Consider the following 25,021-nt stretch of genomic DNA (forward strand, 5'->3'; position numbering starts at 1 on the left):
CGGGTCAGCCTACCCAGCGGCCGTGGGCGGTCGTCCAGCACGCGACGAAGCCCCTCCCCGGACCTGGAGGGGCTTCGTCCCGTCGCTGAGGAGTCGTCACGCGTCGGCTGCGGCAGCCTCTGCTCCGCGACGCCGGCGACGGAGTCCTGCACCGATGCCCACGAGTGCCGTGGCGAGCGCGACGGCGCCGAGGGCATGACCGCCGGTGAAGGCGAGCGTCGGTCGCGCCTCGGCGCGGGTCGCCGGGTCGTCGGGGTCCCCGGCCCCGGAGGCGACGACGGGCGGCTCGATCACGGGCGGCTCGATCACGGGCGGCTCGACGACGGGCGGCTCGATCACGGGCGGCTCGACGTCGGGCGACGGCAGGGCACCTGCGTTGACGTGCCCTGCGCTCGAGACGCCGACGAGGCGTCCGTCTGCGTCGAGCTCCGTGACGAGCGAGGTGCGAGCAACGCCCGCCTGGTCGACGTCCGAGTCGAGAGCGGGCTCGTCCCCCACGAAGGGCGCGGTCCACTCGATCGAGGATGCGCCGAAGGCGACGGCGTACGCGCCGGGGCGCAGGCCGGTGAAGGCGTACTCCCCGTCGTCGGAGGTCGTGGCCGTGACAGCCACAGGGTCTCCGCGGTCGTCTGTGCCGGTCAGGTCGACCTGGTGCCCGAAGAGGCGGGACTCGTCCACGGATCGGACACCGTCGGCGTCGTCGTCGAGCCAGGCGAGGCCCGACACCGACCCTGCGACGGAGGTCGTCGTGACGACGGACGCGCGGGTCGTGTGGTCGAGGCCGAGCACGCGCAGGCCGAAGGTCGAGGCCCAGGTCTCAGCAGCGCCCTCCTGGTCGGCCGTGGCCAAGACGAGATCGTGATCGACGGCTCCGCCGCGCTCGACTGCGTCGAGGCGGTCGATCCGGACGGCCGTCACGTCGTCGAGTCCGAGCGGGCAGCCGGGCGATCCGAGAGCGTCGAGCGCGCACCACGTCGTCGAGCCGCCCGGCGCGTTCGAGGAGTGGGCCGGATCGTCGGAGACCCTGTCGGCCGTCGCAGACGTGTAGAGGACGGTCTCGCCCGGTGAGGCGGGCTCGACGGGCCGCACGAGACGCGGCCGCGCGGACTCGGACGTGCCCCGGCCGTCACCGCCGTGGGGAAGGACCGTGACGACGGTGCTCCCGGGGAGCGCCTCGGACCCGGCGTTTCGGTAGCTCAGTGTGAAGACGACGTCGTCGCCGACGACGTGGACCGGCGAGTCGACGGTCTCGTCGGCGTCGAAGCCACTGCCGGCGAGCACGTGCAGGGCCCGCTCTGTCGTGCGCCGTGCCTCGGGCGACACGTCGCGCGAGGCCTCGACGCTGGCCGAGTTGATCGCCTCCGCTCCCGCCGCGGCGCTCACGAAGCGGACCTCGAAGGTCACCGGCGCGATCGGCTCGTTCACCACGGCCTCGTCCGTCGTCCAGGTGAGTCGCTGACGGGCGACTCCCTCGACGTCGACCTCGTCGACGACGGGGGCGAGCGACGCGCTGCCGTCGACGTACTCTGCACCGGCGGGCAGCACGTCGCGGACCACGAGCGTCTCGGGGAGGCGGTCGTCGGAGGCGTTCGTGAGGGAGGGGCGCAGGACGTAGGTGACGCGACCGCCCGCGGTCACGTAGGTCGTCTCGTCCGGGGTGTCGCCGGCACCGTGCCCCGGGTCGACGACGGCGCTCGTGATCCGTGCGAGGTTGCCGGTGACGCTGAGGAAGTCGGCCCAGGCGCCGTTGGCCTGCGCCGGGTCGTTCCTGTCGTGCGTCCAGCCGCTCGTCGCGGTGCGTCGCACGCTGGAGAACGTGCGCATCCTGGCGTGGTTCTCGAGTCGGGGCTCCGCGGACACGTGGGTGTTGAAGGTGATGCTCGTCGTGCCGGGGTGGTCGTAGGTCCACCGGACGGCGCCGACGGCGTCCGGACCGCCGGGGACGTCCTCCGGGTCGTCGTGCCAGGCGAGGTCGTCGTCTCCACAGGTCGCGTCCCGAGCGACCGAGGGGTCGGACGCGTCGAACGCGGCGAACTCCGGCGCACCCGTCACCCCGGCACGGTTCGACGCCGCCCAGGACCCCGGGGTGTTCTCGCGCAGGGTGTGCTGGTCCGTGTCGAAGACCGTGCACGTGATCGTCCCTGCCCAGGCCGCCCGGCCGGAGTTCGTGATCGACGTGTTCGTGATCAGCGTCTGGGCGGGGGTCACGTAGGGCTCGTCGTACTTGCCGGACAGGGTGAAGGAGGTGCTCGTGCCGGTGTCCCATCCTCGGTAGCGCGTCGATCCCGAGACGCCGGCGCTGTCGAGGAGGTTGCGCGAGACGGTGTTGTCGTCGAGGGGCTCGCTCTCTCCGTCGTAGTTCGTCCGGCCGCTCACCGACTCCGCGGCGAAGTCGCGGTAGGTGTTGACGGCGGTCAGCGACTCGCCGAGAGGCGGGACGGGCACCCAGAGGCTGACGTAGGCCGAGACCACGGACGGGACGACCCCTCCTGCGATCTCGCCGCCCGACACGCTCTTGACGGGGATGCTCGCCAGGGACGTGTCGGCGCCGGTGATCTCGATGACGACGGGGTGGCCGGGACCGGCCTGCGTGCAGGTCACCGTGCCGGAGTCGACGACGGCGCCCTCGCCTCCGCCTGCCCCACCGGGCGCCGCACTGATCTGCCCCGTGTTGACGCCGCAGGCAGGGGCGCCGTCGACGGAGGCGAGGACGGCGGGGCTGGCCTCGCCCCCGTACATCCCGGAGACGTCGTCGACGATCGTCATGCGGCCGTCGAGCTGCTCGTAGCCGAGCAGGCCGCCGCCGTCGACGAGCCCCTCCCAGTGCACGCTCAACGGGTACACGATCCGGTACCCAGGGGTGATGCCGTCAGGCCCCGGGGTGGGCGTGAAGCTGGGCACAGCCCTGTTCATCGACAGGTCGAAACGAGGCACTGCGGACACCGTCACGGCCGGTACCTCGGCCGTCACCTCGGCCTGGCCGGCGGCGACGGCTGCGGCGACGGGCTGCACCGTCGAGCCGTGGTGCGCGGACGTGGAGACCGCCGCCGCGACGCTGATCGACCTGACGCCGCTCGTGATGGTGCCGAGGGCGCACGTCAGGGTGTCGCCCTGGATGCTCGAGCCGGGGCTCGAGCACTCGTCGGGCAGCCGCGACCACGCGAGGCCGGACGGCGCCGTCAGGGTGACGACCCCGTCCGCGGCGGAGCCGGAGGTCGTCGAGACCATCACGCCGTAGACGATCGCGTCGGCGGTGCGGACCAGACCGTTGCCCGGGCCGGAGTCACCGCCAGGGCGATCGTCGTCGCTGAAGCGGCCGAGGCCGTCGGAGGCGACAGCGACGGAGAGCTGCAGCGCGTCGTCGAGGACGTCGGACGCCCCCGCAGGCGTGGCGCTCGCAGCGACGACCAGCGTCGACAGGAGCGTGGCCACGAGCGGAGGTGCGATCCTCTTGGCGTTCTTCATCAACTACCTTCCTGGAGGGCATAGAAGCCTTGATCCGTATAGAACATATCTCATGTCGATCTGCCTCGAAGACCGTTCCGGATAGGATCGGGGCATGGCCGACTCATCCTCCGGGAACCTCTACTCGCACCCCGATCGCAACCTCGGCATGGAGCTGGTGAGGGCCACCGAGGCAGCCGCGATCCGCAGTGCCCCCTACATCGGCAAGGGCGACAAGAACGCCGCCGACGGCGCCGCGGTCGACGCGATGCGCAAGTTCCTCGGCACCGTGGCCTTCGACGGCGTCGTCGTGATCGGCGAGGGCGAGAAGGACGAAGCGCCGATGCTTTTCAACGGCGAGCACGTGGGCAACGGCTTCGGCCCCGCCTGCGACATCGCCGTCGACCCGATCGACGGCACGAGCCTCACCGCGGCCGGCCGCATGAACGCCCTCTCGGTCATCGCGGTCAGCGACCGGGGCAGCATGTTCGACCCCAGCGCCGTGTTCTACATGGACAAGATCGTCACCGGCCCCGAGGGCATCGGCGTGATCGACCTCGACAAGCCGGTCGGCGACAACATCCGCGCCCTCGCCGACGCGAAGGGCCTCGCCGTCGAGGACATCCAGGTGGCCGTGCTCGACCGGCCGCGCCACGCCGACCTCATCCAGCAGATCCACGCCGCGGGCGCCGGCACCCGCCTGCTGCTCGACGGCGACGTCGCCGGCGGCATCAACGCCGCCCGTCCCGACTCGCGCATCGACATGTGCGTCGGCATCGGCGGCACCCCCGAGGGCATCATCACGGCCTGCGCCGTGAAGGCCCTCGGCGGCCTCATCCTCACCCGTCTCGCCCCGAAGGACGACGCGGAGCGCCAGAAGGCGATCGACGCCGGCCACGACCTCGACCGGGTGCTCGACCAGGACGACCTCGTCAAGGGCGACAACGCCTACTTCGTGGCCACCGGCGTCACCGACGGCGCCCTCGTCGCCGGCGTCAAGCGCAAGCAGGGCATGATCCGCACGTCGAGCATCGTGCTGCGCTCGCACTCGGGCACCATCCGCCGGGTCGAGGCCGACCACCTCGTCTCGAAGTGGTACGGCGAGAGCGCCTAGCTCGCCCTAGCTCGCTCGATCTGTCCAGGTCGCCCGGCTCGTCTCACGTTCGTCGGCCGCCGCCCTCGGTGCCTCGACCTCACGGTCGGCGTCGAGGGCGGTCGTCAATTCTGCCGCCGTGAGGTCTCGGGGCAGCTCCTCGACGACGGTCGGCGAGGTGAGCGACTTGGTCTCGTCGAGCATGCTGAGGCGGCGTGCCGACGGCAGCACGGTGCGCTCGAGGGAACCCACGAAGCGGTTGTAGTCGTTCACCGAGCCGCGCAGCGACCGGCCGAGCTTGTCCACGTGCCCGGCCATCGTCGCGAGCCTGCCGTACAGCTCGCGGCTGAGGTCGAAGAGCACCTTCGCCTCGTTCGTCACGACGTCCTGCTGCCAGCTGAACGCGACGGTCTTGAGCACGGACCAGAGGGTGACTGGCGACGCCAGCGCCACGCGCTTCTGGAACGCGTAGTCCATCAGCGAGGGGTCGGCCTCGAGGGCGCTCGACACGAGCGACTCGCTCGGGATGAAGGCGATGACGAGCTCGGGCGACGACTCGAGCCCCGCCCAGTAGGTCTTCGCCGAGAGAGCGTCGACGTGCGCACGCAGCGCCTTGACGTGCTGTCGGACGAGCACGTCTCGACGGGCGGCCTCCTCGCCGACGGCCGTGGCGGGGATCGCGCTCGCCTCGAGGAAGGCCGCGAACGGCACCTTGGCGTCGACGGCGATGTTCTTGCCGCCGGGCAGGTGCACCACCATGTCCGGTCGGCCGGCACCGGCATCGCTCGAGATGCTGCTCTGCAGGTCGAAGTCGACGCGCTCGACGAGACCGGCGGCCTGGACCACGTTGCGCAGCTGCGTCTCGCCCCAGACCCCTCGGGTGCTGTTCGACCGCAGCGCGGACGCCAGTGACTCGGCGGTGCTCCGCAGCCGCTCCTCAGAGGCGACGGCGCTGCGCAGCTGCTCGCTGAGCGTGCCGTACTGGTGCGCACGTTGCTCTTCGAGCTCGGCGACCTTCGCCTGGACGGCCGCGAGGCTCTGCGCGACCGGGCTGAGCGCCGTCATCACCTGGCCCTCGGAACGGGCCCGCTCGGCCTCGGCGATGCGAGCGTCGCGGAGCCTGTCCTGGAACTCGCGCAGCCTCGCCTCCTGCCCGGCGACCTCGCGTCGGTGCTGCTCGTCGAGGTCGATGAGCCGCTCGCGGTAGCCGTCGACGGTCGCGCGGGCGGCGGCGCCGTCTGCGGCGAGCCGTGCCGTGGCCTCGGCGGCCCGGGACCGGGACAGCAGCACGCCGAGGGCCGTGCCGACCACGAGCGCGACGACGACGAGGGCGACGAGGAGGAGCGGTGAGGTCATGCAGGGAGTGTCGCAGCAGCCGCCGACACGGGCCGCGAGCGCGCGCCGCGAGCGGCGCGCCCGGCGTGCGTGGCGCGCCCGGCGGCCGCGCCGACGAGGTCCCGACGCGAAAGCGACAAAGCGACGCGGGACCCCGTGTCGTTTCGTCGCTCCCGCGTCGGTTCGGCGCCTTGAGCCCAGCCGGGCGGCAGGGTGAAAGACCGCTAGCGGAAGACGACGCGGCGACGCGGGGCCGGGGCGGCCGCGCCGTCCGCCTCGGGCGGCGCGGCGGGCGTGAGCCGCTTCATGCTGACGCGCGCGGTGTCGGCGAGCTGCCGCAGGTCGTCGGCCCCGTGGAACTGCGCCGCGTGGACGACGATGGCGGCGCAGGCCTCGGCGTCGGCCAGGGCGTCGTGGTGCGAGAAGCCGGTGAACCCCGCGGCGGCGGCGGCGAGCGGCAGCCGGTACGAGTCGAGGGCGTAGGTCTTGCGGGCGACCTGGAGGCTGCAGAGGTACGCCCACGACGGGGGAGTGACCCCGGTCGCCGCGCACGCGCCCTTGATGACGCCCATGTCGAAGCCGGCGTTGTGGGCGACGAAGACGTCGATGCCGGCGAAGTCGGCGATGAGGTCGAACTGCTCGTGCCACTCGAAGGCGTCGACGACGTCGTCGGCCCGGATGCCGTGGATGCGGGTGTTCCACTCGAGGAACGTGTCGTGCCCCGCGGGCGGCTTGATCAGCCAGCCGACCTTGTCGACGACGACGCCGTCGCGGACCTTGACGAGGCCGACGGAGCAGGCGGAGGCGCTGCTCGAGTTCGCGGTCTCGAAGTCGATCGCGGTGAAGTCGATGGGCATCGCACCATGGTGTCACGGGCCTCGGACACTGCCGGGTCGACCCGCGCCTCCTGCGGTCGGGTGCACCCCGGAGGTGTGCCGGGCCGCGCGCCGGTACGATGGCTGACCGTGGCTCTCACTATCGCGATCGTCGGACTGCCCAACGTCGGCAAGTCCACCCTGTTCAACGCCCTGACCAAGAATCAGGTGCTGGCGGCGAACTACCCGTTCGCGACCATCGAGCCGAACGTGGGCATCGTCAACCTGCCCGACCCGCGCCTCGACGTGCTCGCCGGCCTGTTCGGTTCGGAGAAGACCCTGCCGGCGCCGGTGTCGTTCGTCGACATCGCCGGCATCGTCAAGGGCGCGAGCGAGGGCGAGGGGCTCGGCAACAAGTTCCTCGCGAACATCCGCGAGGCCGACGCCATCGCCGAGGTCGTCCGCGGCTTCGTCGACCCCGACGTGGTGCACGTCGACGGCAAGGTCGACCCCGAGGGCGACATGGGCACGATCAACACCGAGCTGATCCTCGCCGACCTCGAGACCGTCGAGAAGGCGCTCGTGCGCTACGAGAAGGAACTCCGCCTCAAGCGCGTCGAGCCGCTCACGCACGAGACGGCCGTGGCCGCCAAGGAGGCGCTGCAGCGCGGCGAGGCCCTCTCGGCCTCCGGCATCGACCTCGAGCCCATCCGTGAGCTCGGGCTGCTCACCGCCAAGCCCTTCATCTACGTCTTCAACGTCGACGAGTCGATCCTCACCGACGACGCCAAGAAGGCCGAGCTGTCGGCCCTCGTCGCCCCGGCCGAGGCGGTCTTCCTCGACGCGAAGATCGAGTCCGAGCTGATCGACCTCGACCCGGAGGACGCCGCCGAGCTGCTCTCGTCGACCGGCCAGGACGAGTCCGGCCTCGACCAGCTCGCCCGCATCGGCTTCGAGACCCTCGGCCTGCAGACCTACCTCACGGCAGGCCCGAAGGAGACCCGCGCCTGGACCATCGGCAGGGGCTGGAAGGCCCCCCAGGCCGCGGGCGTCATCCACACGGACTTCGAGAAGGGCTTCATCAAGGCCGAGGTCATCTCGTACGCCGACCTCGTCGAGACGGGCTCCATCGCGGAGGCGCGCTCGGCCGGCAAGGCCCGCATCGAGGGCAAGGAGTACGTCATGCAGGACGGCGACGTGGTGGAGTTCCGCTTCAACAACTAGTCGGTCCCGCTCGCCCTGGATCTACGCGGATCCGGCCCGACAGTTCGTCACAGATTCTTCAGCATCCCCAAAGACGTCGTCGACGAGCCCTTGGGCGGCCCGCCTGGTGCGGTCCTCCTCGCGCGGCCACAGGTGGGTGTACTCGTTCAGCTTGATCGACGGCGACGAGTGCGCGAGGGCCGTCTGAACCGTGGCGATCGAAAAGTTCGCAGCGATCAGCCCGGACGCGAAGTAGTGGCGCAGGTTGTGCAGGACGAGGCGTGCGCGCGACACCGCCGCGGTACGCGCCTGCGGTGATGCGGTTCCAGCAGCCGGCGGCGCCGGTGGTCACCCGGGAGGGTGACAACTTCTACATCCAGGCGCCGACCGATCCGGTCGCGGTGGCTCAGGCCGTCTCGCGACGACAGCAGGGAAGGGGTATCTGATGGAGCTCGAGCCCGACCAAGACGCGACCCGGTTGCTGTGATTCGAGCATGCCGACGGCTCCACGGCGCTGCTGCCTGCGCATCACGAAGAGCTGATCGCGGTGCTCACTGTTGCGCTCGGCGCTGCTCGAGACGACAAGACCGCGGTGTTGCTCCTCTTGGGAGTCAAGGCCGACGCCGATCTCGATGTGAACTACGGACGCATGGTCATCGTGCAAGGGGTCGAAAAGCTCTTCTAAATGCTGCTGCGCGCAGCGACGCCGTTCGAGGTCGTCCTCATCGGATCACGCCTGCCCGCACTCACTAATGTAGCGAGAGCGCCGCTAGCGCAGGACTCTCTCCCAGGCAGCCGCGACGGTCGCTCACTGCTGGCAGTCCGAGGCCGCGCCTAGCCATCAGAGCAGAGGCGGCCTCGGCAGCCATGCTCGTACCCGTCGGGTGCCGTGGGGGAAGCCGTCCGCGAGCCGGTCCGCGCCGCTCACGCCACCCAACTCTGGGAGACACAGTTGCTTCCCGCTACGGTCGAGCCATGTCCCCCATCGAGCCCCTGCCCGACCTGCCGACCACGGCCGGCGACGCTGTCCAGTGGGTCGGGCAAAACGGAGGGTTCCGCTTTACCCGCAGCGACCCCGATGTGTGGGTGGTCCACCGTCGAGGTGACCAGACCTGGGTCGGTCGGCTCGAGCGACACGGTGGCCTCTACGACTTTTCCACCACTGGCGGGAAGCCCGGCACGATCGCCATCAGCGCTATTGGCATGCATTTGACCGAGGTCGTAACTGACCTGCTCTGAGACGCTCACGACCGCGATCGCGTCGGCCGCCACCATGCAGGGCAGCGTCTCGTCGGCGATGAACAGGGCCACGACGTCACCGGCCTGATGCACGATGACGCGCACGACATCGTCGACGAGGTCGCCGTCGCCGTCGCCGTCGCGGTCCGGGACCGTGATCGTCTTCCCGATCATGTCGCCGGACAGCAGCCCGGCGTACGTCTCACGGCGGTCGGCCATCACGCACGCCCCGCTACGCTCAGGCCCATGATCAGTGAGCAAGGGGCGATCCTGATCGCCACGGTGTACCCGATCGGCCTGCTGCTGTTGCTCGTCGAGGGGGTAGAGGCTTTCGAAGCCTTCATCCACCTGTTCGGCCAGCGGCTGCGTTCGCTGGGCTTCTTCGTCTCAGTCGCCGAAATCACCGCGGTGACCATGTCAATCGCTTTCTGCGTGTACTCGGTGAGCTCTGGAACCGCGCTGGACGGCTTCCAGGCCGTCGTGGTCTCCGTGTCAGGAGGGCTGCTGATGTTCTTGTTCGCCCTGGCAGCTGGATCGTTGCTGGGCAGAGGTGGCATTTCGATTGACCGCTTGCGGTCCTCGAAGAAATCGGACGATGAATAGGTCGTGAGCATGCTGATTGAGCTCTCCTCGGGCACGCGGCACGAAGCTCGCGAATCGTGAGGCCGCGCGGTCGTCCCAACGTCTCTTGAGTATGCATCGCCTAGTCACCATGTGCGATCGTCTGGCCTGCTCTATCGTTTCTGCATGACTAAGCCGCGTGACCATCACGACCACGAAAGCCACGCGTACGGACGGGCCCACGCCATCCGCGATCGTGGCGAGACCCAGTGGCGGGTTTCGTTTGCCGGCGGTTACAAGGGCACCGTGCACGAGGTTGGGGGACTGTTCCATGCGACCTATCTCGGTCACGTCGGCGAGGCCGACCTCGGTGGCTACCCGTCACTCGACGACGCAATCGACGCGCTTATGGACGAGGACTAGTCCAGGGGCTCCGGGGCGCAGCGGCTGATGAGGTCGCGGATCTCGGGCTCGTGCTGCAGCATCCAGGCGACGGCGCTGTTCAAGGTCGCAAACTTCCGCAGCCAGGGCCTGCGGTTCTCTTGGTCCCTGCAGTACGCGTAGCAGTGGTAACTGGGCCCGTTGCGCGTGACCGTGAGATGACCCACCCGAGGGGCGGCCCTGGCTTGACTTGGACTACCCAGAACCCGTTCGCGCCCGGGGCCGGCGGGTGCGCGTGTGGGTGCGTCGGGGACGGCTTCCCCCGTGCTCGTCTGGCTGCGTCTCCTGGCTCGGAGACCTTCACGGGCGGACGCTACGGCCAGCGACCGACAACGGAATACGCGCCCTTGGCGAATCTAGTTGACCGTCTGCAATGGCTGCGGTCGTTGCGGGCCCTCGGGTGAACACTGGTGGTGGGGACGCAGCACGAGTTGCGATCGCGCCGCCTCGAGGCTGTAGCTGTGAAAACAGCAGGTTGGTCGGGCGCCCGAGTCTCTTCTCTGCCGAGGCCGCGGCGACGCTCGTAGTGACCCTCGCCTGAGACGCGTCGCGTTCTGCCGTCGCTGTAGGGTTAGCTGATCATGAGCAGGCAGGGGAAGCAGCGTGCGTTGCAGACGCGCAGGGCAGCCCGTAAGGACCCTCCGGCCGTTTCCCCGGCACAGGAACCGTGGCCCATCCCTGCTGAGGAGGACTGGGACCACTCGTCGGGCAGTTTCGCCTACCACGTGAGTGCAACGGTGCGGATCGTTGAGCGAATCGGTCGCCTGGACGGCCGTCTGGTCTTTTACGCGATCATGCTGGAGTGCGTGTCGGCTGGCGGCGAATGGACGAACGTCTGGCGCATCGATTGCAAGCATGACTCTGTTCACCGACACACGTTCGCCGACGGCATGAAGAGTCGCGAGGTCATCAGGCCGATTTCGGGCCAAGACGATGTAGAAAGTACCTATGAGGCGTCGCTCCAAGAGGTCGAAGAGCGATGGCCAGAGATCGAGAGAGGTTGGCGTGATGGACGTCCGTACCGAGCGTGAGCAGCGGGATCTATTTGCGGGAACGGTCCTCCGGGCCGTGGCACAGGGGGCGGGTCCTCTTCTGCGCGTCACGGCTGATGATGGAACGCGGCCGGTTGTCGTGGCGTTTGACCACGAGCTGGTGTCCGATGTTCTTAACCGGGTCAGCTGGTCGGGCGGGTACGCGAACCTGTTCGTGATCGCCGGCGAAGGAAAGATGATCCGCGCATCCGTCGTGCCTCCAAGTGCGTCTCTTGACGAGGGAGCGGCTGAGTCTCTGGGCCTTGGAGCCGTGCACGACGACTCGACGATCGGAATGCTCATGGCGAACGTCTCGACTGCTCGAGACGGCCTGACCGTCCAGGTGCGCCTACCTCGTAATGCAGCCGATCTGAGCAGCATCAGCGCTCCTGAGCCCGTCCCTGCTTGACGCGCAAGAAGCCCCGCTCCTCTCCTCGAGGGGCGGGGCTTCTTGCCGGTTGCGCTACTTGCCGAGGGACAGCATGGCCGGCTGCTCTCCGCCGGCGACCGCGCGGTAGAATCGAGACAGCGCCTCGATCGCAGAGGCGCTGTGCTTGCCGTCGACAAGCCGCTTCAGTGCAGTGAGAATGCTCAGTTTGGCGTCGAGCTTGGCCTGGTCCAATTCTTCTTTCGACGCCAGGAGGGCGCCCTTTGTTGTCGGTGGTGCAACGGCAGTGGGCTCCTCCGACAACGGTGCCCGCTGCTTCCGGTCACATCGGCGCCGAGGCAGACTCGGTGTGTGCCTATCGAGACCCCCGAAGACAAACCCGATGAGACGCCGGAGCGGCGCAAGCTCACTCAGGAGCAGAAGGCGTCTCTGTTTGAGACACCCGTGTGGGACCGCCTTCAGGACGCAATTACCGCCGGAGTCTTCAGCGGCGTGCTTGATCGATACCCGGGACCAGGTCGTGGCATTGTGCCCGAGCCTCCACCCCTGCCTGTCGTGGCGTACAACGATTCTCCTGACCGGACCGCCCGTGCTACGCAGGAACTGGCAGGGCGTGCAGCGGACACGAATGAGCTCACAAAGCAACTTGCGGCCGCCATGGTGGAGAGCCTGGCTCTGTCGAAGCAGGCCCGTGAGGACGGACGAGTGTCCGCAGAGTCGTCCCGGCGCTACGCCGTTCAGTCGTTGGTGATCGGCTACACGTCCGGAGTACTTGCGTTCGCGTCTGCCGTGATCGCCCTCATCGCATTCCTCCGCTAGACACCCGTCCCGTGCCTCATGGTGCAGGACGGGTGTTGTGGGCGACGATGGCGGCACGACGCGCCGTCAGTACCGTTCGCACGGTTCCAGTCGCGGTAGCGAGCTCTCAGCGCTCGAGCGAGAGATGAAGACTTGGCTGCGCCTCGGCCTTGTCCGCGGCGACAACCCGCCAGGCACGTTCCGACGCTGGCAGGACTTCTACGGCGACTGGTCCGAGTGGTCGCCGCGCGAGGAGGCCGACTTCGTACGCTGGTGCCTGATAGAGGACGGGACATCCTACGACGCCGCCGGCGCCGAGATGCGCGAGATGGTCGACGTCACGCCGCCGCCGGCCCGTCGGGATCCGGCTCCGTGGGTCGCGGCCTTCGCTTCCTCGGCTTCAGGGGCTGCTTCGGGCCCCGCTGCCATCGCTCCACGGCCTCGCGACGCGGATCCGGCGTTCCATTCATCCACGTGTCGACCAACGCTGGCCGGACTCTCCATGTTCCGTACTTCACGCGCTGCGTAGCGAACAACTCGCCGGTCTGACAGGCCTTCCGCACGGTGTCCTCGGGGAGGCCGACCCGGGCCGCTGCTTCGCGCGTGGAGAGCCAGGCCGAGTCCTCGGCGGGAGCCCGTGTCGCCGCGGCCGTCAGGGCGTTGAGTTAGAGCGCGACCTGCTCCTCGAGCTGGTGGGCAATCTCGTCGCGGATGTACGCCTCGAGGGCGGCGGCCAGGTCGGTGCTCGTCGTCATGCAACTACCGTGCCAACGTTCGTCAGCCGTTCGTCACGACACCCGTCTTATGGCACAGACGACCATCGACGGAGACGCGCGCTCGCCCCGGAATCTCGGGCCTACCGTCGGTCACCATCGACAAGACAACAGCCCCGCGGAGTTCCGCTTCAGCAACTAGGTGTGCCCGGCCCCGAGCTAGGCATATCCGACACGGTCGCTCGCGACATTTCTTCTATTTGAGGAAACTTAGTGGCGTATTCGTTCACGTCATAGGCAACGAGCCTGAGCACAACGACATTCGGAAGCACCCGCACGCAAAACTGCTGTATGCCGTGCTACGTTTGTAAATGAGGTAGATACTCCCCATCGACGGCCGAGTAGTCGGGCGCTAGTACGACCTAAGGTCTTGTGGGTAGTGAACGGCCTTGCTAATACCTTGATCAGCGGCAGTCTACGCGTAAATGTGTGGGTATTTCCGACGTCAGCACTTTGGGGGAGTAATGGTTAACATTCTAGAGCATGCCCACGGGCCGTTCTCATTCAGTCTCGCGAGAAGCGAGGAACATGGCAACCGGTACACAGTAGTGATTGGATCAAACGGCTCTGGGAAGAGCAGGCTGCTGAGAAGCTTGGCTGATAAAACATCGCGTAGTGCCGAGGGTCAGAACCTTGCTGAAGTAAAATGGCCCAGCAGAACTTTGGCGGTGTCGAATCTCGTCTCTGACGTCTTCAAGTTTTCAACTGAGGGTGAGGGGGCGTATCTTTATTTAGGGCTGCGGCAAAGCACTAACCTGCTGACAACTGGATCTCTTCGAGATGCGACGGTACAGGCCGTCTTCGGCTGTACAGCAGATAAGTGGCAAGCGGACGCGTTGACTAGAGCAACTGCTCTGATCGGTTTCTCCAGCTACTCGATCATTTCTGAAGGTGTAAGCGGGGAGCCGTCATCTCGCGAGGGTTTCCTCATGGATCTCAACCGATCACGACGCGATTTCGAACTACCCCGGGATATCCAAGAGCAGGTCTACGAATTCCTGTCGTCTGAGCGTGTACAACGAGATGCCGCGGACTACTCAAATATCTACGAAGTCTCTGCCGTTCGAAGCTTCACGCATTTCGCCACAAGTGTGGGTCTTGAGGTGGCCGATTTATTGCGCATGGCAAAACGTTATAAATTTGCCAGCTATAAGCTCAGCTTCAACCGTGGCGACCAGTCTATGGATTCGAGTGAACTCAGTACCGGACAGCTATTATTGTTTTCTATGGTGGCGAGAATTGTGTCATCAATCGCTCGAAATTCTTTGGTACTCATTGACGAACCAGAGACTGGTTTGCATCCCGAGTGGCAAGCAGCTTTTTTGCCTCTACTCAAGGACTGCTTGCCCGGCGAACTCGAGAGTCACATCATTCTCGCGACTCACTCGCCGCACATCGTTTCAGACGCTTCCGACGTCCTCTTGCCTGGCGACACTTGGGGTCAGTTCGTGAGCTTTAACGAACCCCACTTCGGACAGCCGATCGAAAGTCTCTTGTACCGAGTTTTCCATGCTCGCGTAGCGGGAAACTTGTTGGTCGAAGAGGACCTCACGATCATTCTCGAGTTCTTGGCAGGTTTAAAATCCCGTGAGCAGATGCGCGAGGTCGCAGATGCTGTTGAGAGACTTGAAAACGTTGCAGGCTTAGACACTCCCACTGTGATGGAAGCCATCCTGGCTGCAAAACATATGATTGAGACCGGACTGTGAGGTCATTATCCCGACCGCCGTCGTATCTTATATTGCCTCAGTCCGATAGAATATTCGTTCGTAAGTCGGTGCAACACTGGCGTGACTGGGATTCCAGTGCGGGTTCCTGCGTAGAATTCAGGGCTGCATTTCGTGCCTGGGCCATGCGGAACCAAGAATATCGATGTGCGTACTGTTGCTTGACCATCGATGACGGTCACAACCGCTACCCGACAATTGATCACTTCGTCCCGAAGAGTGGTGATCATGGAATTCCGGACTGGACCTTTGAGTCAGCAAATCTATTGGTAGCGTGTGCTTCTTGCAACATGGGCAGCAAAGGGCAAAGCAACACACTTTCGCGTCCGCACACCACCGACTATTCAAGAAACACTTTTACGGTTTTTCATCCCTACTTTGACGATCCTAGCCTTCACATTATTGGTGGCTATCCCGGTGGTACTGTTCGACCCTCACCCATTCGAGGTGTTTCCAGCGCGGGCCTCGAATACATTCGTCTATTCAATCTCTCGCATCCAAGTCTGCAACACGTATGGAAGAACGAATGCTATATCGCGCGTCGAGAGGCAAGACGAAAGCCTTTGCGCTCCATTTTTGGTCCTGCGCTAGGGCAGATGCTGCGCGAATTGGCGCGTGCGCGTAGGTTCTGAGCTCCCAGTTTTTAGTTGTGATCACGACGCGATCGCAGGGGGCTAGGAGCGAACCTGATCACAGTCGCTCGACGAGGGAGAAGATGAACAGGCAACAGGTCGTCGAAGGCAATCCAATACCTTCGGGATACTTAGCTGGGGCCCCGGCCGGACCCCGCACCGCCGTCGTCTTCGGCGGCGGCGGCATCACCGGCATCGCGTGGGAGCTGGGCGTGCTCGCCCGCCTGCTCGAGGTGGGCATACCGCTGGACGACGCCGACCTCGTCGTCGGCACCTCCGCGGGCTCGGTCGTCGGCACCACCCTGCGGCTCGGGGCGAGCGGCATCGCCGATGCGTACGCCGAGCAGCTCGTGCCCGCTGCGGCGACGCCCGAGGCCGCGCTCGACGGCGAGGACTTCATGCAGCGCATCGGCCAGGCGATCCAGGGCGCGACGAACGCTGAGGAGGCGCGGGCCCGCCTGGGCGCGCTCGCCCGGCAGGTGCCCGTCACAGGCGACGAACCCGAGCTCGTCACGGCCATGCGCGGGCGCTTCGGCGCGGACGCAGCCTGGCCCGAGGGGCAGCTCGCGATCTGCACCGTCGACGCGACCGACGGCGAGTTCCGGGTGCTGACCGCCGCCTCCGGCGTGCCCCTGCACGTCGCCGTCGCGGCCAGCTGCTCGGTCCCGCTCGTCTGGCCGACCGTCGAGGTCGACGGGCGGCCGACCATGGACGGCGGCATCCGCTCGGGCACCAACGCCGACGTGGCCGACGCCGCCGAGCGCGTGCTCGTGCTCTCGTGCGGGCCGGAGCTGGCGCAGTCGCCGCTCGGCCCGACCCTGCCCGGCGTCGTCTCGACCCGCATGGGCGCCGACCGACCCGTCTTCGTGATCGAGGCGGACGCCGAGAGCATCGCCTCCTTCGGTGCCAACTCGCTCTCGAGCGCGAACCGCGGCCCGGCTGCCGAGGCCGGCCGTCGTCAGGCCGAGGGCGTCGTCGAGGCCGTCCGTGCGTTCTGGGCCGGCACCGCCGCCTGAGCCGGCGGCACCCGGCCCTGCCCGAAACACCCCCGAGTGGACCCTGCACCCCGAAACGACGGGGTGCATGGTCCACTCCGGGGTTCTTCGGGCTGACTGGGAGACGCCTCCGAGCGGGCTGCTGCCGGGCTGGACCAGTGCCAGGCTGAGCTCGACCCCGCACCCGATCCGAGGAGGCCACGTGGCCAGCACGAAGAAGCTCCAGAAGGCCGCGACCGCGGCACTCGACTCCGCCCTCGACGCGGTCGTCGACGCGCGCAAGGGCGTCAAGGCGCTCGCCAAGGCCGACGGCGCCAAGAAGGCGAAGAAGGCGCGCGGCTCGGCCGAGGACGCCCTCGACACCGCGGCGAAGAAGATCAAGGACGCCGAGAAGGCGACGAAGAAAGCAGTGAAGAGCGCGACGAAGGAGGCGCCGGCCGCCTCCCCGGAGACGCCCGCCACCCCTGCCCCGAAGCCCACGAAGTCGCACGAGCAGGTCGAGGCCGAGGTCGCGCAGAAGTCCGTCGTCCCGACGACGAGCGCGCCGAAGGGCCCCGGCGCGGCCTACACGCCCCCGCTGCCGCACGCCGACGAGACCACGGTCACGGCGCACGACGGCTCGGAGGCGCACGTCGACCTGCACGCCCAGACTCTCGTCTCGCTGCGTCAACTCGCCACCGACAAGGGCGTCACCGGCGTCTCGCGCCTGACCAAGGCCCAGCTGATCGAGAGGCTCCAGGCCTGACCCCGGCCGACCGGGACCCGGCCCCGGTCGCCGGCGCTGAACCGGCGCGAACTGCCGTCGGGGCCTGCCCGGGCAGCCGTTCTCGCCGGTTCACTCGTGAAGGTGCGAGTCAGGCCGCGACGAACTCCTCGATGCCGGCGACGAGACGGTCGACGTCGGCCTGGTCCGTGTACGGCGCGAGGCCGATGCGGAGCCCGGTCGTGTCGTCGTCGAGGCCCATCGCCTGCCACGCCTCGATCGCGTAGAAGTGCCCGGCCGGCGCCAGGACGTCGCGCCCCGCGAGGTGTGCGGCGAGCTCGCGCATGGAGCGCCCCTCGATCGTCACGTAGAGAGTCGGCGTCCGTCGTGCCGCCCGCGAGCGCACCGTGAGGCCAGGCACCTGCGCGAGCCGCTCCTCCAGCGCGACGCGCAGCGCCGTCTCGTGCTGGTGCACGGCAGCGAAGGAGGCGACGAGGGCCTGCCTACGGCCGGTCGCGTCACCGGGCGCGATGCCGGCCAGGAAGTCGACGGCGGCCGTCGCCCCGGCGAGCTGCTCGTAGGGGAGCGTGCCGAACTCGAAGCGCTCGGGCACCACGTCGGTCGACGGCAGCAGCTTCGCCGGCCGGATGCCCTCGAGCAGCTCGGGGTCCGCGCCGAGCACGCCGCAGTGCGGGCCGGCGAACTTGTAGGGCGAGCAGACGACGAAGTCGGCTCCGAGCGCGGCCCTGTCGACGAGCTCGTGGGCGGCGAAGTGGACCGCGTCGACCCAGACCAGGGCGCCGACGGCGTCCGCCCGGTCGGCGATCGCCGCCACCGGCGGCTGGGTGCCGAGCAGGTTGGAGGCGGCGGTCACGGCGACGAGGCGCGTGCGTCTGGTGATCGCTGCGGCGACCGACTCGAGGTCTAGCTCGCCCGTTGTGGGGTCGAGCTCGATCCAGCGCACGGTCGCGCCGACGGCCTCGGCAGCCTGCACCCACGGCCGGATGTTGGCGTCGTGGTCGAGCCGTGAGACGACGACCTCGTCGCCGGGACCCCACGACGCGGACAGGTGCCGCGAGAAGTCGTAGGTGAGCTGGGTGGCGCTGCGTCCGTGCACGACGCCTGCCGCCGGCACGCCGAGGAAGTCGGCGTAGGCGGCACGGAAGGCCTGGACGGTCGCCTCGCTGTTGCGCTCGGACGCGGTGCTCGTCCCGCGGATCGACGTGGGGCCGGTCATCGCGGCGAGGATCGCCTCGCCGACGACGCGCGGCGTCTGGGTGCCGCCCGGTCCGTCGAAGTGGGCGATGCCCGACGAGAGGGACGGGTAGGCAGAACGGAGGGCGGCGACGTCGAGGGGCATGCACCCTGCTTACCAGGTGCCGGTGCCCTCGCCGCCCTCGTCGTCACCGCCCTCGTCGTCACCCCCGAGGAGAGGTGCCGCGCACCGGCGTCCGGTTCGACCGGAGGTCAGCTCGCGACGGACTCCTGCTCGCGCTTCGGCAGGACCCAGCCCGGACGGACGAAGTGGCAGGTATAGCCGTTGGGGAGCTTCTCCAGGTAGTCCTGGTGCTCCTCCTCCGCCTCCCAGAAGTCGCCGACGGCCTCGACCTCGGTGACGACCTTGCCCGGCCACAGGCCAGAGGCGTCGACGTCGGAGATGGTGTCGAGCGCGGTCGCTCGCTGCTCGTCGGACGTGAAGAAGATCGCCGATCGGTAGCTGTCGCCGATGTCGTTGCCCTGGCGGTCCTTCGTCGACGGGTCGTGGATCTGGAAGAAGAACTCGAGCAGCTCGCGGTAGCTGATCACCGAGGGGTCGAAGACGATCTCGACGGCCTCGGCGTGGCCGGCGTGGTTGCGGTAGGTGGCGTTCGGGGTGTGGCCCCCCGAGTAGCCGACGCGGCTCGAGACGATGCCGGGTCGACGACGGAGCAGCTGCTGCGCGCCCCAGAAGCAGCCGCCGGCGAGGACCGCTCGCTCGGTGGTGCCGGTGGAGGGGGAGGCGTCGGGTGCGATGTCGTTCATGCCGGGCAATCTACGCCCGACGTCCGACAGTGCCGTGTGGCCGGGCCGAGTGCTGGCTGTGCACGGCGTGCAGTCTGCGCCCCGGAGCTTGCGCCGCCGCCGCGCCCCGGGGAGGATCGGGACATGGAGTCCTTCATCATCGCCCTGATCGTCCTCGGATCCGTGGTGGTGATCGTCGGGATCGTCATCGCCCTCGTCACGCCGGTCCTGTCGAGCGTGCTCGAGCGTCGAGCCGCCGCGAAGGGACGCCCCGGCCCTGCTTCGGGCTACCGCACCGGCCGCTGAGCCCAGGCGTGCCGCGTCAGTCCGCCGTTCGAGTGGTGCCTCGGGAGCGCAGCCCTGCCGTGAAGCTCATCGACGCTCCGCGAGGCACCTGACCGGGGGTTCACGACGTCCCGGCCTGCCATCACGGTACGACGTCGACCCCGGGTTGGCGAATCACAAAAGCCCCGGTCACAGGGCCGAAAATAGGTAGATCGTCTAGCGTCGCGGCGTCATCGGGACTTTCGGCGCGACGCGCCCGGCCTGCTGCCTGTCCGTTTCGCGCAGTCGTGAGGCAGCCTCGCGGACGCGACCGGCACCTCCTGCGCCCCTCGTCCCTGGGATGATCGTCGGATGAGCCTCATCCGACTGCACGACGTGTCCGTCCGCTTCGAGAACGCCCCCGTGCTGCGCGAGGCGTTCTTCCGGCTCGAGCAGGGCGACCGGGTCGGCCTGATCGGCCGCAACGGCTCGGGCAAGTCGACCCTGCTCAAGCTCGTGCTCGAGCAGGTGCAGCCCGACACGGGCACCGTCACGGTCGAGCCCGGCACCCGCATCGGGTACTTCTCGCAGTTCAGCGAGCTCGACGGCACGTCCACCGTCACCGAGGTGCTGCAGGGCCTCTTCGAGGGTGTGCGTGCCATGGAGGCCGAGCTGGCCGAGATCGACTCCGCCATCGCGGTCGCGGCGGTCGACCCCGACCAGGGCGATGAGCTGACCCGGCTGATCGACCGTCAGGCCGAGCTCTTCGCCGAGATGGACCGCCAGGACGGCTGGGACTACCCGCGCCACATCGACACGGCCCTCACGACTCTCGGCTTCACCGACGAGCACCGCTCGCTGCCCATCGACGACCTGTCCGGCGGCTGGCGCAACCGGGCGGCGCTCGCGAAGATCCTGCTCGAGCAGCCCGACGTCCTCCTGCTCGACGAGCCCACGAACTTCCTCGACGTGGCCGGCGTCGAGTGGCTCGAGCAGTGGTTCCGCGATTTCCGCGGCGCTGCCGTCGTCGTCTCGCACGACCGGCAGTTCCTCGACGCGGTCGTCACGCGCATCGTCGAGGTCGAGGCGTTCCACCTGCACGAGTACCCCGGCGACTTCGGCGAGTACGTCGTGCAGAAGCAGTTCCGACTGAAGACCATCGAGCAGCAGTTCGCGCACGAGTCCGAGCTGCTCGCCTTCGAGTCCGAGGGCATCGCCGACCGGCGCGAGGCGGTCAAGGTCGCCAAGGCCGCGAAGGCAGGAGGCGCGGGCGGCCTCACGAAGGAGCTCGCGAAGATCAAGAAGCAGCGGGCCCCTCGCCCGGTCGACCAGATCATCACGGAGATCTACGGCGGGCTGCACGTCAAGGACGTGCTCTGCCGCGTCGAGGGGCTCGGCAAGTCGTACGGCGACCGCGTGCTCTTCGACGACGTCTCGTTCGAGCTCCGTCGCCGCGACCGGATGGTCGTCTCGGGCTCGAACGGCAGCGGAAAGAGCACGCTCCTCCGCGTCCTGGCGGGGGAGGAGCGGGCCGACCGGGGGCGCGTCGACTGGGCCGGCGGGGCGAGGGTCGTCTCGTACGACCAGGTGCTCGCCGACCTCGACGACCAGGACACGGTGACCCACGCGGTCAACGCCATGCCGGACAGCCTCGCCCTCACGGCGACGCGCAAGTCGGTCGGCCGGTTCCTCACCATGTTCCAGTTCTCCGAGGCCGACGTGAAGCAGCGCATCGGCGCGCTCAGCGGAGGCCAGCGGGCCCGGGTGGCGATGGCCCAGTGCCTGCTGTCGGGCGCCTCCGTCCTGCTGCTCGACGAGCCGACGAACCACCTCGACCTCGCGAGCACACAGGTGATGGAGCGAGCGCTCGTGCACTTCCCGGGCGCGGTCGTCGTGGTCAGCCACGACCGCTTCTTCAGCGAGAAGGTCGGCAACCGCCGGGTCGTCTTCGGGGCTGCGGGCGCGGCGGTCGGCGAGCTCGAGGTCGGCGCGGCCTGAGCCCCGCCCCCGGCTGTCCGCGCCCGCAGCCCCGGGGGTGTTGACTGGGGGAGCTGCGCCAGTCAGGTCTGTCGTGGAGACTCCCCTCCCGCGAGCACCGACACCCAGAAGCGAGGCCGTCATGGCCACCCCCGCACCGCACACCGCCGACACCCTCCCGACCCAGGCCCCGGACCCGCAGGAGGGGCCGGCCGACTCCCAGCCCGCCCTGCGGAACGCCCAGGTGGTCGGCACCGGCATGCCCCTCCTCGAGGAGCGGGCACCGACCGACGCCGCGAGCGAGATCCTGGCCCGGATGCGCCGGGTCCGCGACGCGGACATCGCGTTCGCGCTGCAGCTCCGTCAGCAGCTCGGCCTGAGCGGCAACGACCTGGCCGCGGTGACGCTCATCCAGCACTGCGAGGCGAAGGGCACGAACGCCCACGCCAAGGACATCGCCCACCAGCTGGGCGTCACGAGCGCGGCGGCCACGATCATCGTCGACCGGCTCGTCGCCCTCGGGCACGTCGCGCGCACCGACGACCCGGCCGACGGCCGGCAGCGCATCCTCAGCCTCACCCCGAGCACGTGCGCGCTGCTCGAGCGCGCCACCCAGGAGGCGGACCGAGCGTTGGCCGAGCTGGCCGCGACCCTCTCGACCAGGGAGCGGACGCGGCTGACGACGCTGCTCGACGCCGTCGCGGAGATCCTCGACGCCGGGCCCGCCGCCTCCTAGGGTCGGTCTTCGGGGGTCGGTCGCGACCTATCCGCTTTGCGAATTCCCTCGCACGATTAGCTTCGTGCATTAGGTAGAGCCACCGTCGGGGCATAGCTTCGGGGTACCGGATCTTCCCCTCCGGCGCCCTCCGCCGATACGCCGCCAACATCCTGGTGGTCCTTCGCGGGGCGCTGTGCACCCGGTTGACGCGAGGCCAGCTACGCCTCAGATCACGGCCGTGTCCCATGACGACGATCGATCCTGTCCGAACTGCCGCCCGCCCGCTCCTCCACGTCCGTGAGGTGCCCGCGCCGGCCACCCGCCCCCCGCTCGTACCCCGTGGCGCGAGCAGCTACACCACCGCCCCCGGCGCCGTGCCCGTGCGCATCGGCTCCTACCGGCGCGGCGCCCGTGCGTCCCGCCCCGCAGCCCCGGTCGTCGCGGCCGAGCTGACCTACGGCGACTTCTTCGCCACGCCCGGCGCCTAGCGCCGCGGCGTCGCCCTCCCGCGACGCCTCCTCCTCCGGCACCGCCCGGCAGTCGGCACCCCGACTCGCTCGACCTGTCCCACACCCGGGCACAGGTCGTCCCCACAGCTCCCTCACCCGAGAGGCACCACCGTGACCCAGACCCCGCTCACGTCCGTCCCCGCCGTCGACCACCTGTCCGTCGAGACCCAGGCCATCGACGTCATCTCGCTCATCTCCGCCCAGGACGCCGCGTGACCGCCGCCGAGCTGGCGGCGCTGCCGCCCGAGGCGCTCGTCGACCTCGTCCGTCGCGTGCTGCGCGAGCCCGCCACGCACTAGGACCCCGCTGCGCTCGTGTGGCGTCGAGACCCCCGAGAACCGCCGAGACCCTCCTGCGCGCAGGAGGGTCTCGGCGGTTCCGCAGGGTGTCGAGGCCGACGTCAGTCGGCGAAGAGCGCCCCGACGGGCTCGCGCTTCTCGGCCTGGAACGCGTCCTCGACGCGACCGAGCGCCCAGTAGGCGCTGAGCGACAGCGACGACCGGTCGACGCCCCAGGTGTCGTGCAGGACGACCCGCGCCTCCTTCATGGCCCCTCGCTCGCCGTGGGCGAAGACCCGCAGCGGCGACGTCGGCGGCTCGAGGCCGCGCAGGGCCGCCACCAGCACTCTGCCCGGACGAGCACCGTCGCGGTGCAGCCAGCGGAGCTCGACCCCCTCTGGCCGCGCGAGCTCGAGTTCGTCGTCGGGCCCCTCGACCTCGATCAGCGCCAGCCCACGGGCGTCGGCAGCCATCGACTCGAGCGCAGAGGCGATCGCCGGCACCGCCGAGTCGTCGCCGAGCAGCAGGTCGGGCACGGCGGGGTCGTCGGACGGCGACCAGAGCCCGCCCGGGCTCGACAGCTGCAGCAGGTCGCCGGGCCGTGCCGCGAGCGCCCACGGCCCCGCGACGCCCTCGTCGCCGTGCACGACGAAGTCGACGGCGATCGTCCGCGCGGCGGGGTCCACCGAGCGGATCGTGTACGTCCGTCGCACCGGCAGCTCGTCGGGCTCGAGGCGAGCACGGAGCTCGTCGAGGTCGAAGGGCGGCTGCAGCCCGAGTCCCGGGCGCGGGGGGAGCAGCAGCTTGACGTAGCGGTCGGTGGCCGTCAGCTGGTCGGCCCCGGCCTCGACGAACCCGTCGAACGCCTCGCCGCCGAGGTGCACCCGCACGAGGTGCGGCGAGAGGCGCTCGGTCCGCTCGACCACGAAGACGTGCTGGGCGCGCACCGGCCGGGCGGGCCGGACGCCAGGCGCGACGGGAGCGACAGGCGCGGCGGCGGCGGGTGCCGAGGAGGCGGCGGCGTCGGTCACGCGGGACTCCTCAGGTCAGCTCTGCGTCGCGGTCTCGAGCAGCGGCACGAGCTGGTCGAGGGCGTACTGGCGCGAGAGCGCGCTGCTCAGCGAGTAGGCGGCCGAGACGTCGCCGTCGATGACGAGGTCGTGGCCGGCCTGGACGGCGGGCAACGCCGTCCACTGCGGGTCGTCGGTGATCTCGGTCGTGTCGATGTAGATCGGGAACGCGACGATCACGTCCGCGTCGATCACGTCGAGCTGCTCGGACGAGATCGTCACCGAGAACCCGCCCGAGTTCGGCGTCAGTGCCGCGATCGCCGGGTTCTGCTCGAAGCCGAGCTCCTCGAGCAGGTCGACGCGCTCGCTGCCCTCGACGTAGGCGCCCCAGCCCTCGCTGGTCTTCGTGGCGGCGGTGACGGTCAGGCCGTCCCACTCGGGGTGCGCCTCGGCGATGGCCTCGACGGCCGCCTCGCCCTCGTCGGCCAGTCGGTCGCCCTCGTCCTCGAGGCCGAGGGCGGTCGACACTAGGTCGAGCTGGTCCTCGAAGTCGGTCAGGTAGTTGTCGCCGCCCTCGGGCACGCCCACGGTCGGCGCGATGCTCGAGAGGCGGTCGTACCGGTCCTGGTCGCCGGAGCCCTTGGTGTCGAGGATGAGGTCGGGCTCGAGGGCCGCGATCGCCTCGTAGGAGGGCTCGAGGGTGCCGATGATCTCGGGCGACTGGTCGTACAGGCCCTGGGCCCAGGGGCCGACGCCGTCGGCCTCGTCGCCGAAGGCCAGCCAGTCGGAGGCGCCGACCGGCTGCACGCCGAGGGCGAGCGCGGTCTCGGCGTCGCCCCAGCCGAGGGCGACGACGCGCTGCGGCTGCTCGTCGATCGTGACCTCGCCGAACTTGGTGTCGACGCTCACGGGGAACGTGCCGGCAGCGACGCTCGGGCCGCTGGTGGCCGAGTCGTCGGAGGCGCCGGCAGAGCAGCCGACGAGGGCGAGGGAGGAGGCGGCCAGGACGGCGACGAGGGTGACGGGGGAGCGCATGGGGGTGTCCTCGGGACTCGGGGGCAGGGAGCTGGCTCGCATCGAGGCGAG

25 protein-coding genes are annotated in these 25,021 nt (G+C 69.0%); 14 read left to right on the plus strand and 11 right to left on the minus strand.

Annotation, left to right across the window (positions count from 1 at the left end; translation table 11 throughout):
- Window positions 1-96 precede the first annotated feature (96 nt).
- A complete protein-coding gene (locus ES689_RS10630; RefSeq protein ID WP_146904047.1) occupies window positions 97-3,465 on the minus strand; it encodes an SdrD B-like domain-containing protein in 3,369 nt (1,122 codons plus the stop codon).
- A 94-nt stretch (window positions 3,466-3,559) separates the two neighbouring features.
- Between ES689_RS10630 and glpX the strand changes: the two genes are divergently transcribed.
- Window positions 3,560-4,558, plus strand: coding sequence for a class II fructose-bisphosphatase (gene glpX, locus ES689_RS10635; protein WP_146904050.1), 999 nt, complete (start codon window positions 3,560-3,562; stop codon window positions 4,556-4,558).
- 6 nt (window positions 4,559-4,564) lie between these two features.
- On the opposite strand, the gene ES689_RS10640 is transcribed toward glpX, so the two are convergent.
- Together ES689_RS10640 and ES689_RS10645 are read right to left on the minus strand one after the other, a co-directional pair.
- The gene (locus ES689_RS10640) at window positions 4,565-5,893 is read right to left on the minus strand and encodes a DNA recombination protein RmuC (protein ID WP_146904053.1); all 1,329 of its coding nucleotides are present in this window, start codon (window positions 5,891-5,893) and stop codon (window positions 4,565-4,567) included.
- Between the two features lie 203 nt (window positions 5,894-6,096).
- On the minus strand, window positions 6,097-6,729 hold the full coding sequence (locus ES689_RS10645) for an exonuclease domain-containing protein (protein WP_146904055.1): 633 nt from the start codon (window positions 6,727-6,729) through the stop codon (window positions 6,097-6,099).
- Window positions 6,730-6,837: 108 nt separating this feature from the next.
- Between ES689_RS10645 and ychF the strand changes: the two genes are divergently transcribed.
- The gene (ychF, locus tag ES689_RS10650; RefSeq protein ID WP_146904058.1) at window positions 6,838-7,911 is read left to right on the plus strand and encodes a redox-regulated ATPase YchF; all 1,074 of its coding nucleotides are present in this window, start codon (window positions 6,838-6,840) and stop codon (window positions 7,909-7,911) included.
- 21 nt (window positions 7,912-7,932) lie between these two features.
- Here ychF and ES689_RS10655 read toward each other — a convergent pair whose 3' ends face one another.
- A complete protein-coding gene (locus tag ES689_RS10655; protein WP_146904061.1) occupies window positions 7,933-8,184 on the minus strand; it encodes a tyrosine-type recombinase/integrase in 252 nt (83 codons plus the stop codon).
- Between the two features lie 630 nt (window positions 8,185-8,814).
- The gene (locus ES689_RS10660) at window positions 8,815-9,351 is read right to left on the minus strand and encodes a hypothetical protein (protein ID WP_146904064.1); all 537 of its coding nucleotides are present in this window, start codon (window positions 9,349-9,351) and stop codon (window positions 8,815-8,817) included.
- A gap of 24 nt (window positions 9,352-9,375) precedes the next feature.
- Between ES689_RS10660 and ES689_RS10665 the strand changes: the two genes are divergently transcribed.
- The 3 genes from ES689_RS10665 (at window position 9,376) to ES689_RS10675 (ending at window position 11,571) form a co-directional block, all read left to right on the plus strand.
- Window positions 9,376-9,732, plus strand: a complete 357-nt coding sequence (locus ES689_RS10665; RefSeq protein ID WP_146904066.1) for a hypothetical protein — start codon at window positions 9,376-9,378, stop codon at window positions 9,730-9,732.
- 144 nt (window positions 9,733-9,876) lie between these two features.
- The gene (locus ES689_RS10670; protein WP_146904069.1) at window positions 9,877-10,113 is read left to right on the plus strand and encodes a hypothetical protein; all 237 of its coding nucleotides are present in this window, start codon (window positions 9,877-9,879) and stop codon (window positions 10,111-10,113) included.
- Between the two features lie 1,026 nt (window positions 10,114-11,139).
- Window positions 11,140-11,571 carry a hypothetical protein gene (locus ES689_RS10675; RefSeq protein WP_146904072.1) on the plus strand — a complete coding sequence of 144 codons (432 nt, stop codon included), beginning with the start codon at window positions 11,140-11,142 and terminating at the stop codon, window positions 11,569-11,571.
- Window positions 11,572-11,625: 54 nt separating this feature from the next.
- Here the strand turns inward: ES689_RS10675 and ES689_RS15635 are convergent, their stop codons facing one another.
- Window positions 11,626-11,784, minus strand: a complete 159-nt coding sequence (locus ES689_RS15635; protein ID WP_191330370.1) for a hypothetical protein — start codon at window positions 11,782-11,784, stop codon at window positions 11,626-11,628.
- A 117-nt stretch (window positions 11,785-11,901) separates the two neighbouring features.
- Between ES689_RS15635 and ES689_RS10680 the strand changes: the two genes are divergently transcribed.
- Window positions 11,902-12,369 carry a hypothetical protein gene (locus tag ES689_RS10680; RefSeq protein ID WP_146904075.1) on the plus strand — a complete coding sequence of 156 codons (468 nt, stop codon included), beginning with the start codon at window positions 11,902-11,904 and terminating at the stop codon, window positions 12,367-12,369.
- A gap of 317 nt (window positions 12,370-12,686) precedes the next feature.
- Here the strand turns inward: ES689_RS10680 and ES689_RS16130 are convergent, their stop codons facing one another.
- A complete protein-coding gene (locus ES689_RS16130; RefSeq protein WP_146904882.1) occupies window positions 12,687-13,004 on the minus strand; it encodes a helix-turn-helix domain-containing protein in 318 nt (105 codons plus the stop codon).
- A gap of 710 nt (window positions 13,005-13,714) precedes the next feature.
- Here ES689_RS16130 and ES689_RS10690 point away from each other — a divergent pair.
- The 4 genes from ES689_RS10690 to ES689_RS10705 all read left to right on the plus strand — a co-directional run bounded on the left by ES689_RS10690 (window position 13,715) and on the right by ES689_RS10705 (window position 17,220).
- On the plus strand, window positions 13,715-14,830 hold the full coding sequence (locus tag ES689_RS10690) for an AAA family ATPase (protein WP_191330373.1): 1,116 nt from the start codon (window positions 13,715-13,717) through the stop codon (window positions 14,828-14,830).
- 179 nt (window positions 14,831-15,009) lie between these two features.
- Window positions 15,010-15,480: a hypothetical protein gene (locus tag ES689_RS10695; RefSeq protein WP_146904081.1), complete on the plus strand. Its 471-nt coding sequence runs from the start codon at window positions 15,010-15,012 to the stop codon at window positions 15,478-15,480.
- An 83-nt stretch (window positions 15,481-15,563) separates the two neighbouring features.
- Window positions 15,564-16,496, plus strand: a complete 933-nt coding sequence (locus ES689_RS10700; protein ID WP_146904084.1) for a patatin-like phospholipase family protein — start codon at window positions 15,564-15,566, stop codon at window positions 16,494-16,496.
- A gap of 181 nt (window positions 16,497-16,677) precedes the next feature.
- Window positions 16,678-17,220 carry a Rho termination factor N-terminal domain-containing protein gene (locus tag ES689_RS10705; RefSeq protein WP_146904087.1) on the plus strand — a complete coding sequence of 181 codons (543 nt, stop codon included), beginning with the start codon at window positions 16,678-16,680 and terminating at the stop codon, window positions 17,218-17,220.
- A 109-nt stretch (window positions 17,221-17,329) separates the two neighbouring features.
- Here ES689_RS10705 and ES689_RS10710 read toward each other — a convergent pair whose 3' ends face one another.
- Together ES689_RS10710 and msrA are read right to left on the minus strand one after the other, a co-directional pair.
- On the minus strand, window positions 17,330-18,538 hold the full coding sequence (locus ES689_RS10710; RefSeq protein WP_146904090.1) for a cysteine desulfurase-like protein: 1,209 nt from the start codon (window positions 18,536-18,538) through the stop codon (window positions 17,330-17,332).
- A gap of 107 nt (window positions 18,539-18,645) precedes the next feature.
- Complete coding sequence (msrA, locus tag ES689_RS10715; protein ID WP_146904093.1) at window positions 18,646-19,200, minus strand: peptide-methionine (S)-S-oxide reductase MsrA; 555 nt, start codon at window positions 19,198-19,200, stop codon at window positions 18,646-18,648.
- 123 nt (window positions 19,201-19,323) lie between these two features.
- On the opposite strand from msrA, the gene ES689_RS15640 reads away from it, so the two are divergent.
- The 4 genes from ES689_RS15640 to ES689_RS10730 all read left to right on the plus strand — a co-directional run bounded on the left by ES689_RS15640 (window position 19,324) and on the right by ES689_RS10730 (window position 22,626).
- Entirely contained in the window at window positions 19,324-19,485 is a 162-nt protein-coding gene (locus tag ES689_RS15640) for a hypothetical protein (protein WP_191330375.1), read from the plus strand.
- 330 nt (window positions 19,486-19,815) lie between these two features.
- A complete protein-coding gene (locus tag ES689_RS10720) occupies window positions 19,816-21,441 on the plus strand; it encodes an ABC-F family ATP-binding cassette domain-containing protein (protein WP_146904096.1) in 1,626 nt (541 codons plus the stop codon).
- Between the two features lie 121 nt (window positions 21,442-21,562).
- Window positions 21,563-22,156 (plus strand): MarR family winged helix-turn-helix transcriptional regulator, encoded by a 594-nt coding sequence (locus ES689_RS10725; protein ID WP_146904099.1) that lies wholly within the window; start codon window positions 21,563-21,565, stop codon window positions 22,154-22,156.
- A 227-nt stretch (window positions 22,157-22,383) separates the two neighbouring features.
- Window positions 22,384-22,626 carry a hypothetical protein gene (locus ES689_RS10730; protein WP_146904102.1) on the plus strand — a complete coding sequence of 81 codons (243 nt, stop codon included), beginning with the start codon at window positions 22,384-22,386 and terminating at the stop codon, window positions 22,624-22,626.
- A 421-nt stretch (window positions 22,627-23,047) separates the two neighbouring features.
- Here ES689_RS10730 and ES689_RS10735 read toward each other — a convergent pair whose 3' ends face one another.
- Both ES689_RS10735 and ES689_RS10740 read right to left on the minus strand, forming a co-directional pair.
- Entirely contained in the window at window positions 23,048-23,956 is a 909-nt protein-coding gene (locus ES689_RS10735) for a siderophore-interacting protein (RefSeq protein ID WP_146904104.1), read from the minus strand.
- Between the two features lie 15 nt (window positions 23,957-23,971).
- Window positions 23,972-24,970 (minus strand): iron-siderophore ABC transporter substrate-binding protein, encoded by a 999-nt coding sequence (locus tag ES689_RS10740; protein WP_146904107.1) that lies wholly within the window; start codon window positions 24,968-24,970, stop codon window positions 23,972-23,974.
- Window positions 24,971-25,021 lie beyond the last annotated feature (51 nt).

Source organism: Frigoribacterium sp. ACAM 257, assembly GCF_007954365.1.
Lineage (GTDB): Bacteria > Actinomycetota > Actinomycetes > Actinomycetales > Microbacteriaceae > Frigoribacterium.